This is a genomic window from Stenotrophomonas sp. YJH_SMC_120, from assembly GCF_059368675.1.
The window spans coordinates 60,848-70,677 of the sequence record NZ_JCAFRY010000020.1; the positions used below are offsets into that span (position 1 = coordinate 60,848).

Here is a 9,830-nt window from a genome sequence, read left to right on the forward strand (position 1 = left end):
CGCCGGGTCATGCTGCAGTGCCGGCTGCCCTTTCCCGGAGCCACTCCCATGCAGCTCGGCGCCTTCTCCGTCAGCCTCTCGGTCAGGGACCTGGCGGCCTCCCGCAGCTTCTACGAAGCACTGGGCTTCTCGGTGACCGGTGGCGAGCCGGCGCAGAACTGGCTGGTGATGCGCAACAACGGCATTGTCATCGGCCTGTTCCAGGGCATGTTCGAGGGCAACCTGCTCACCTTCAACCCGGGCTGGGACCAGCACAAGCAGGAACTGCCCCACTTCCAGGATGTACGTGAACTGCAGGCGGAACTGGATGCGAAGGGCATTGAACTGGCGGTGCGTACCGACTCTCATGGGCGGGGCACCGGCTACCTGCAGTTGGCCGATCCCGACGGCAATGTGATCCTGATCGACCAGCATGTGGCGCGGCCGAACGGCTGGTAATGCGAACGGACATTGCGTGGGCAGGCGTCGACCTTGATCGACGGGCAGCATGCCAACCAAGGTTGGCATCTACCAGGACGGCCGGTTCAGGCCGGACGTGAAGCGCTGAAATCGAGCGTGGCGCGCGTGCCACGCGGCTCGCAGGGCTGCAGCTGCAGGGTCCAGCCAAGGTGCTCGCAGAGCCGGGCGATCAGGTCCAGGCCGATGCCGCCGCCACGGTCGGCGCGCTCGCCGCGGGCCATCCGCGCGTGGATCGCCGCAATCTCCTCCGGGCTCATGCCATGTCCCGGATCCTGCAGGGTCAGCACCGCCGACGAGCTCAGGCGCAACTCAATGTGGCCACGCCCGCTGTTCTCGATGGCATTGCGCAGCAGGTTGCCGATCGCGGCCTGCACGACGGCCAGCGGCGCGACAATATCCACCGGGGCCGCCTGGATGCCGATGCTCAGGTCCTTGTCACCGAGCAGGTGACGATGGTCGTCGACGATTTCCGGCAGCAGCTGGTCCAGGGCGATGCGCTCGGCGCGTGCGGCCAGGCGCGCCGGGTCACGCGCCAGCACCAGCAGCAGTTCGATCAGCTGCTCCACGCTCTGCGCGGTGCGCAGCACGCGTTGCATCTGCTGGCGCGCGCGCTCGGGCAGGCCCGGCTGTTCCAGTGCCAGCTCTGCGGCACCGGTCATCACCGCAATCGGCGTACGCAGCTCGTGGCTGGCGGTGCTGATGAACACCCGCTCGCGTTCGACAAACTGCTCGTTGCGGTCCAGATAGTCGTTCAGTGCATCGGCAATGGTATGCAGCTCGGAGCTGCCACGCGGGTCGACCTCGATGCGCTGGCCCTGGACACCCGGCCGCAGCGCCGCGATGTGCTGCGCCAGCAGGCTCAACGGGCGCACCATGCGTTCCATGCCGAACGACGCCATCAGCACGGTGACGAAGATCATGATCACCCCGGCCAGCATCACCCAGCGCGTGGCGAACTGTTCCAGGTCATGGAAGTCGGAAATGTCCAGCGCCAGCGCCACCCGCCCCATCGAGCCGGTGTCACGCACCATCACCGCAGTCTGCCGCCCCTTGATCGGCACCCCGTCATGCAGCCCCGGGTGCAGCAGGCGCACGCTTTCCGGCATGTTGCCTTCATCGAAGCGGAACAGGCTGAGCGTGTCAGAGTCCTGCCAGCGATAGTGCGGCTCGTGCTCGGTGTGCTCGACGATGCTGTCCAGTTCGGAATTGAGCAGCGCGCGCCAGGCAGCGTGCTCCGCATGTTCATGCACGTAGTTGCCGACGCTGAACACCGCGATCGACAGCAGCGCCAGATAGCCCAGCAACCACCACACCACGCGCCGGTACAACGGCCCCGGCTTACTCGCCTTCATCATCATCCTTGCCGGCATCGCTGGGCGTGGTCACGGCCAAGCGGTAACCCACCCGCGGCAGGGTATGGATCAGTTTCTCGGCGAACGGTCCGTCCACACTGCGGCGCAGCTCGTAGACATGCGAACGCAGCAGGTCGCCATCCGGCGGTTCGTCGCCCCACAGAGCGAATTCCAGCTGCTGGCGGGTCACCGCGCCGGGGCTGGCGCGCATGAGCACTTCCAGCAGCTTGCGGCAGGCCGGGTACAGGTGCAGCACCTGGGTGCCGCGCTGGGCTTCCAGGGTGGCCAGATCCAGGACCAGATCGCCCACCTGCAGGCGCTTGCGCGGGTTGCGTCCCTGCGCACGCAGCAGCAGCGCTTCCAGCCGCACCTCCAGCTCCGGGAGTGCGAACGGCTTGGTCAGGTAGTCGTCGGCGCCGGCGCGGAAGCCGGCAATCTTGTCCGGCAGCTCGTCACGCGCGGTCAGCATGATCACCGGCACTTCCGATGCATGCTCGGCGCGCAGCCGGCGCAGCACCTCCGGGCCCTCCATGCGCGGCAGCATCCAGTCCAGGATGACGGCGTCATACGGATGGCTCCCGGCCAGGTGCAGTCCGGTGATGCCATCCGGCGCCACGTCGAGCACATGCCCGCGCGACTCGAAATAGTCGAACAGGTTGGCCACCAGCTGGCGGTTGTCCTCGATCACCAACAGACGCATGCACGAAACATCCACGGAAGTTCGTACCATGGTAGCGCCGCACATGTCGGAATGCGGTCGCCCCGGCGCCGCTCTGACGCTTTTCCCACCCCCGCCATCTCAGAATGGCCGTTTTGCTCCCGGAGCCTGCCGTGCCCGTAGCCCTGCCCCGCCGTTGGCGCCTGCCCCTGTTGTGGCTGCTGATCATTGCTGCGCTGGCAGCGGGGATCGGCCTTCGGCAGCCGCAGCCGCCGGACGAGCCGCGCTTCGTGCTGGCGGCCCGGACCATGGTCGAGAGCGGGCAATGGCTGCTGCCGCACCGTGGCGTGGAACTGTATGCGGAGAAGCCACCCGTCTTCATGTGGCTGCAGGCCGCCGCCTACGAGATCGTCGGCAGCTGGCAGTGGTCCTTCCTGCTGCCGTCGTTGCTGGGCGCCCTGCTCAGCCTGTGGCTGGTGTCGGACCTGGCGCGGCGGCTATGGTCGCCACGACATTCCATCTACGCCGTCGCTGCGCTGTTCTGCACCCTGCAGTTCGGGCTGATGGCGAAGCGCGCGCAGATCGACATGGTGCTGGTGGGCATGACCACCGTGGCCCTCTGGGGCCTGATGCGTCATCTGTGTGAACGCCGCAACCTGCCTGCCCTGTGGCTGGCCGGCTTCGCCGCAGGCGTCGGCACAGTGACCAAGGGCGTGGGTTTCCTGCCGCTGCTGATGGTGCTGCCCTGGTTCGGCTGGTGGCTGTACCAGCGCCGCCGCGGACGCACGGTGGAGGGTCCGCATCCGGCAACCCTGCTCTGGCTGATCCCGGCCTTCCTGCTGGGTGTCGGGGTGTGGCTGGCGCCGCTGGGCTGGGCCCTGCTGCACACGCCCAGTGCCGAACTGCAGGCTTATGCGCACGAGCTGCTGTTCAAGCAGACCGGCACCCGTTATGCCAATGCGTGGCACCACCGGCAGCCCGCCTGGTATTACCTGCAGGTGATCCTTACCCTGTGGCTGCCGGGCAGCCTGCTGCTGCCGATGCTGTTCAAGCCCTGGTGGCGCCGTATCCGCCGTGGCGACCGCCGCCAGTGGCTGCTGCTGGGCTGGGCCGTGCTGGTACTGGTGTTCTTCAGCGCCAGCCCGGGCAAGCGCGAGGTGTACCTGCTGCCGATGTTGCCGGCGATGGCGCTGGCCGTAGCCCCGCTGCTGCCCGGCCTGCTGCGCCGCCTGTGCGTTCGCCGCTACCTGTTCGGCTACAGCGTGGTGCTGATGCTGGCCACTGGCACGCTGGGCGTGATGCTGCTGACCGAACACGCTTGGGCGGTGGCCCAGCTGGAACGCCGCGCCATGCCCGATACCCTGCTGCCGGTGCTGGGCGATGGCCTGCTGACCTTCGCCATCGCGCTGGCCACGCTGATCGTGTGGTTGCGGGTGCGCCGCGCGGCGACGCTGGTGCTGCTGACCCACGGCATGCTGTGGATGCTCTACGGCCTGGTACTGATTCCGGCGCTGGATCCCTATGCATCGGCGTCAGCGCTGATGCGCCGGGTCGGCGCGCGGATCGGACCGGATGCCGAACTGGCGCTGGTGGCCTGGCGCGAGCAGAACCTGCTGCAGGCCGACCGCCCGGTACGCGAATTCGGCTTCAAGCGGCCCTGGGCAGAGCAATGGCATGACGCCGGCCCTTGGCTCGCTGAGGCGCCGGACAAGCGCTGGCTGCTGGTGCTGGACGATGCGATGAGCCCCTGCGTGGATCCGGCCAAAGTGATCGACATCGGTGTTGCCAACAGGAATCGTTGGCAACTGCTTCCCGGTACCGCATGGAACCCGGAGTGTCACGCCGAGCGGACAGGATCGACCGCCGAAGAAGACTGAACGTTGACATGCGCCGAGGACTCATTAACCCGGCGCGAACGGGCGTCCGACCCTTCTCCGACATCCAGGTGACGAGCATGAGCGCGGATTCCCGAACCGCCCCTTCCCAGCATGCCCGTCCGTCCCCTTGATTCGGTAGCGCCGCTTGCGACATCACCACTGGCGTCTCGATTTGCCGTAACTCACCTCTGGCTGCCTGTCGCAATCGGTCTGCCGTTGTTTACGCTGCTGATGGGCTTCGGCGGCGATCAATGGGTGGCCGATCACCTGTTCCGTCTTGAAGGCAGCCACTGGGCGCTGCAGGACGCCTGGATCACCCGCAGCGTCGTGCACAAGGCCGGCAAATGGTTGAGCACGGCGGCGGCGCTGGTCGTGATCCTGCTGTGCTTCCACCACTGGCGTAAGGGTCGCGATCGCACCCTGCAATGGGCGCTGCTTTATGTCGTAATTGCCATGGCACTGGGCACCGGCGTGATCTCCCTGCTGAAGTCGCTGGTGCCGATGGAATGCCCGTGGGACCTGCTGCGCTACGGTGGCCACCAGCCTTTCATCGGTCTGTTCACCCTGCGCCCGGAAGGCATGCCGGCACAGGCCTGCTTCCCGGCAGGCCACGCCAGCGCAGGCTATGCGTGGCTCTGCCTGTACTTCTTCGCGTTGCTGTGGCGGCCGTCCTGGCGCTGGACCGGGCTCTGGATCGGCCTCGGCACCGGCCTGGTGTTCGGGATCAGCCAGCAGTTGCGGGGCGCCCATTTCCTTTCGCATGACATTGCCACCGCGTTGATATGTTGGCTGCTTTCGTTGGGCCTGTATGTTCTGATCCACCGTCAGCTGGACCGTCCCCACCGCCAGGAGGCAAACGCATGAGTGCATCGGTCCAACGCCCCGCCCGCCTCCCCGCCCTTGCGGGTCTTCGCAACTGGCGGCCGCAGCTCTCCACGGAAGCACTGATCGCGCTGACCAGCCTGTTCTTCGCGGTGGCCGGCAACGGCCTGTTCTGGCACAGCGCGATGGCCAGCCATCCAGGCAGCCTGCGTTACGCGCTTTCGCTGCTGCTGTTGCTGCTGGGTGCACACGGCGTGCTGCTGGGCATCCTGGTCTGGCGCTGGAATGCCAAAGTGGTAATCAGCCTGTTGCTGCTGGTGACGGCGTTCGCTGCGCACTACATGAGCCGCTACCACATCTATCTGGATGCGGACATGCTGCGCAACGTGCTGGCGACCGACCCCAAGGAGAGCCGCGAGCTGATGACCGTATCGCTGCTGTGGCCGGTGCTGCTGCTGGCCGTGCTGCCGATGGTGGTGCTGTGGCGCGTGCAGCTGCGCCGACGCAGTTGTGGCCGCAGCCTGCTGTGGCGACTCGGCTTCCTGGTCGTGGCGGCGGCGACCGCAGTTGGCGGTGCGCTGATCTCGTTCCAGGATATCTCGGCGCTGATGCGCAACCAGCGCGAAGTACGCTATCTCGCCACCCCGGCCAACGTGCTGCTCGGTATGCCGCGCGCGCTGCGTGGCGACAACCCGGTGCAGCGCGCGCCGAAGCTGCCGATCGGCACCGACGCCAAGGCCACGCCACGCGCCCCGGCCAGCAAGCCGCGCCTGCTGGTGATCGTCATGGGCGAAACCGTGCGCGCGCAGAACTGGGGGCTCAACGGTGGCCGCAACACCACCCCGGAGTTGGCCCAGGCACCGGTGATCAACTTCCCCGACATGCACTCCTGCGGCACCAGCACCGAAGTGTCGCTGCCGTGCCTGTTCTCGCCGTGGGGACGTCACGACTACGATGAAAAGAAGATCCGTGCACACCAGTCGCTGCTGCACGTGCTGAACCGCGCCGGCATCGCACCGTTGTGGCGTGACAACCAGTCCGGCTGCAAGGGCGTCTGCGAAGGGCTGGAGTTCCAGTCGCTGTCCGATGCGACCACGCCGGGGCTGTGCGCCGATGGCCGCTGCATGGACGAGATCCTGCTGCAGGACCTGGCCACCCAGGTGCGTGCCAAGCCCGGCGACCGCGTGGTGGTGCTGCACCAGCTGGGCAACCACGGCCCGGCCTACTTCGAGCGTTACCCGGCAGCCTTCGCGCGCTTCAAGCCAACCTGCGACACCCGTGACATCGGCCGTTGCTCTCGCGAAGAGATCACCAACAGCTATGACAACGCGGTGTTGTACACCGATCATTTCCTGAGCAAGACCATCGGCACCCTGCAGGGCATGCAGGATTACGACACGGCGATGATCTACCTGTCCGACCATGGTGAATCGCTGGGCGAGAAGGGCCTGTTCCTGCATGGCGTGCCGTATGCGATCGCTCCGGCCGAGCAGACCCGCGTACCGATGACGATGTGGTTCTCGCCGGGCTTTGCCAGCAGCCGTGGGTTGGACCTGCAGTGCGTGCGCAAGCGTTCGGCGGCCTATACCGACCACGACAACCTGTTCCCGTCGGTGCTGGGCCTGATGCAGGTGAAGACCTCGCTGTACGAGCGCGATCGCGACCTGTTCGCCAACTGCGAAGGTTGAGGGTTGTTCGGCAGGGCTTGCAGCCCTGCACCCGCGGTAGTGCCGGCCGCTGGCCGGCAGCCTCGACAGCAACAGCAGAAGCGGGTTTCCTGAGGGATGGCGGGGTGGGTCCGGTGGCGGGAGACGCCGTAAACCCGTCCATGGGGGCTTGGCCGCGGCATCCATGCCGCGGACACTCCCGCCACCGGACCCACCCCGCCTTCGACAGTTTTCCGCGATCTGTCGGAACGACGCATTGCCCTGGTGGGTGTCGACCTTGGTCGACACAGTAGATCCACGCCATGCGTGGATGACTCATTCGATATCTGACAGATGTGTCGACCAAGGTCGACACCTACCAACAGCCGCCGGAATCTGTCGAAGGCGGGGCGGTGTGGATGGGCAGGACCGTTGGCGCCATGGATGGCGCCATCGAGCCCCCATGGATGGGTTTACGGCGTGTCCTGCCCACCCACACCGCCCCGCCATCCCACGGAATGCACGCTGTTGCTTCGGCCTTTGCCCTTGCTTGAAAGCCTCTGCGGGTGCCGGGCGCCGCCCGGCCGACTTCCGCCACTTGCGGTGGCAGCGACGGCCCACTAGCCTTCGGCCGTCGTTCACCACCCAAGGACCGCCCGTGAAACACCGTCATCTCCTGCTGGCCTCGGCAATCGCCGCCGCCACGCTGGCCCTGGCCGCCTGCAAGAAGGAAGCTGCCCCAGGCACCGATACCGCCAGCAGCAGCGTCCCGGCCGGCGAAACCGCCGACCAGTTCGTGGCCCGCATCAATGCCGAATTCAAGGCCGCCTACCCGGAGATGACCTCGGCGCAGTGGCTGTCTTCCACCTACATCAACAGTGATTCCGAACGCATCGCGGCCAAGGCCAACGAGCGCTCGCTGACCCAGCTCAACAGCTGGATCGAGCAGGCCGCCAAGTTCGACGGCAAGCCGATGAGCGAGGACAGCAAGCGTGCGATCCACCTGCTGAAACTGATGTCCTCGATGCCGGCGCCGCGCGATCCGGCCAAGCTGGCCGAGCTGACCCAGATCGCCACCCGCATGGAAGGCAGCTACGGCGCTGGCAAGTACTGCACCGACGCCAACGATCCGAACTCCTGCCGCCAGCTGGGCGAGCTGGAACAGGTACTGGCGCGCAGCCGCGACTACGGCAAGCAGCTTGACGCCTGGCAGGGCTGGCACAGCACCACCAAGAGCATGCGCGGCGACTACCAGAAGTTCGTCGGCCTGGTGAACGAAGGCGCCAAGGGCATGGGCTTCACCGATGCCGGCCAGATGTGGCGCAGCGGCTACGACATGCCGCCGGAGCAGATCGGCCCGGAAACCGACCGCCTGTGGGAACAGGTCAAGCCGATGTACGAGCAGCTGCACTGCTACGCGCGCGGCAAGCTGGACAAGACCTATGGCAAGGACAAGGCCGAAGTAGGCAATGGCCTGATCGCCGCGCACCTGCTGGGCAACATGTGGCAGCAGGACTGGTCGAACCTGTGGGACCAGCTGGAACCGTACCCGGGCGCCGGCAGCCTGGACATCACCGCGGCGCTGGAAAAGCAGTACCAGACCAACCTGAGCGCGGCGCTGGCCAAGGCCGGCAAGGATGCCAACGTGGCCGCGCAGTACAAGGCGCAGCGCGAGGCCGAACTGCGTACCGCCAAGCAGATGACCGAGCGCGCGCAGGACTTCTACGTGTCGCTGGGCATGCCGTCGCTGCCGCAGTCCTACTGGGAAAAGACCCAGTTCATCAAGCCTGACGACCGCGACGTGGTCTGCCACGCCAGTGCCTGGGACATGAACATGGAAGGCGACGTGCGCACCAAGATGTGCATCAAGCCGAACGAAGAGAACTTCACCACCATCTACCACGAGCTGGGCCACATCTATTACGACCTGGCCTACAACCCGCTGCCGCCGCTGTTCCAGGGCGGTGCCAACGATGGCTTCCATGAAGCGATCGGCGACACCATCGTGCTGGCGATGACGCCCAAGTACCTCAGCTCGATCGGCCTGGTCGATGCGCCGACCGAAAGCCGCGAGGCGGTCATCAACAACCAGATGCGCATGGCGCTGTCAGGCGTGTCGTTCCTGCCGTTCGGGCTGATGATCGACCGCTGGCGCTGGGGCGTGTTCGATGGCTCGATCACTGCCGACAACTACAACAAGGCGTGGTGGGACCTGAAGGCCAAGTACCAGGGCGTGGCGCCGGCCAGCACCCGTGGCGAAGAGTTCTTCGATCCGGGCGCGAAGTACCACGTGCCGGGCAACACTCCGTACACCCGCTACTTCCTGGCGCGCATCCTGCAGTTCCAGTTCTACAAGGGCCTGTGCGACGCGTCCGGCTACAAGGGCCCGCTGCATGAGTGCACCTTCTACGGCAACAAGGAAGCCGGCCAGAAGTACTGGGCGATGCTGAGCAAGGGTGCCAGCCAGCCGTGGCAGGCCACGCTGAAGGAGCTGACCGGTACCGACAAGCTCGATGCCGGCCCGATGATCGAGTACTTCACCCCGGTCAACGAGTGGCTGAAGCAGCAGAACGAAGGCCAGATGTGCGGCTGGCAGGCCAACGCGGCCCCGGCGGCGAAATGAAAAAAGGGGCGGGTCCGCGAGGATCCGTCCCTTTCCGGTAGTGCCGGCCGCTGGCCGGCAACTGCACGGTGGAAATCCATCTGGCAGCCGGCCAGCGGCCGGCTCTACCGAAACAGCAGTCAAAGGCCAGATGTGCGGCTGGCAGGCCAACGCGGCTCCGGCGGCGAAATGAGAAAAGGGGCGGGTCCGAAAGGATCCGCCCCTTTCCGGTAGTGCCGGCCGCTGGCCGGCAACTACGCGGTGAAGGCCCAACGGGCAGCCGGCCAGCGGCCGGCTCTACCGAAACAGCAGTCAAAGGCCAGATGTGCGGCTGGCAGGCCAACGCGGCCCCGGCGGCGAAATGAAAAAAGGGGCGGGTCCGCGAGGATCCGTCCCTTTCCGGTAGTGCCGGCC

7 protein-coding genes are annotated in these 9,830 nt (G+C 66.4%); 5 read left to right on the plus strand and 2 right to left on the minus strand.

What is annotated here, in order from left to right:
- The first annotated feature begins 48 nt into the window (after positions 1–48).
- Positions 49–438 carry a VOC family protein gene (locus tag AC5P60_RS18235; protein WP_164209077.1) on the plus strand — a complete coding sequence of 130 codons (390 nt, stop codon included), beginning with the start codon at positions 49–51 and terminating at the stop codon, positions 436–438.
- 86 nt (positions 439–524) lie between these two features.
- On the opposite strand, the gene AC5P60_RS18240 is transcribed toward AC5P60_RS18235, so the two are convergent.
- Positions 525–1,811, minus strand: coding sequence for a sensor histidine kinase (locus AC5P60_RS18240; RefSeq protein WP_012480983.1), 1,287 nt, complete (start codon positions 1,809–1,811; stop codon positions 525–527).
- Positions 1,798–2,511, minus strand: coding sequence for a response regulator transcription factor (locus AC5P60_RS18245; RefSeq protein ID WP_005410617.1), 714 nt, complete (start codon positions 2,509–2,511; stop codon positions 1,798–1,800). Before AC5P60_RS18245 ends, AC5P60_RS18240 begins: the two co-directional genes overlap by 14 nt.
- A gap of 131 nt (positions 2,512–2,642) precedes the next feature.
- Between AC5P60_RS18245 and AC5P60_RS18250 the strand changes: the two genes are divergently transcribed.
- From AC5P60_RS18250 to AC5P60_RS18265, 4 genes are all read left to right on the plus strand, one after another.
- Positions 2,643–4,346, plus strand: a complete 1,704-nt coding sequence (locus tag AC5P60_RS18250; RefSeq protein WP_049431415.1) for an ArnT family glycosyltransferase — start codon at positions 2,643–2,645, stop codon at positions 4,344–4,346.
- A 111-nt stretch (positions 4,347–4,457) separates the two neighbouring features.
- Positions 4,458–5,210, plus strand: a complete 753-nt coding sequence (locus AC5P60_RS18255; protein WP_012480985.1) for a phosphatase PAP2 family protein — start codon at positions 4,458–4,460, stop codon at positions 5,208–5,210.
- Positions 5,207–6,856 carry a phosphoethanolamine transferase gene (locus tag AC5P60_RS18260; RefSeq protein WP_033834365.1) on the plus strand — a complete coding sequence of 550 codons (1,650 nt, stop codon included), beginning with the start codon at positions 5,207–5,209 and terminating at the stop codon, positions 6,854–6,856. The genes AC5P60_RS18255 and AC5P60_RS18260 overlap by 4 nt, the downstream gene beginning before the upstream one ends.
- Before the next feature lie 616 nt (positions 6,857–7,472).
- The gene (locus tag AC5P60_RS18265; protein WP_164208931.1) at positions 7,473–9,437 is read left to right on the plus strand and encodes a M2 family metallopeptidase; all 1,965 of its coding nucleotides are present in this window, start codon (positions 7,473–7,475) and stop codon (positions 9,435–9,437) included.
- Positions 9,438–9,830: the final 393 nt, after the last annotated feature.

Bases quoted from the DNA above. Each gene is read 5' to 3' on its own strand.
- AC5P60_RS18255 (WP_012480985.1), top strand. From the start codon at position 4,458: ATGCCCGTCCGTCCCCTTGATTCGGTAGCGCCGCTTGCGACATCACCA.
- AC5P60_RS18260 (WP_033834365.1), top strand. From the start codon at position 5,207: ATGAGTGCATCGGTCCAACGCCCCGCCCGCCTCCCCGCCCTTGCGGGT.
- AC5P60_RS18235 (WP_164209077.1), top strand. From the start codon at position 49: ATGCAGCTCGGCGCCTTCTCCGTCAGCCTCTCGGTCAGGGACCTGGCG.
- AC5P60_RS18240 (WP_012480983.1), bottom strand. From the start codon at position 1,811: ATGAAGGCGAGTAAGCCGGGGCCGTTGTACCGGCGCGTGGTGTGGTGG.
- AC5P60_RS18245 (WP_005410617.1), bottom strand. From the start codon at position 2,511: ATGCGTCTGTTGGTGATCGAGGACAACCGCCAGCTGGTGGCCAACCTG.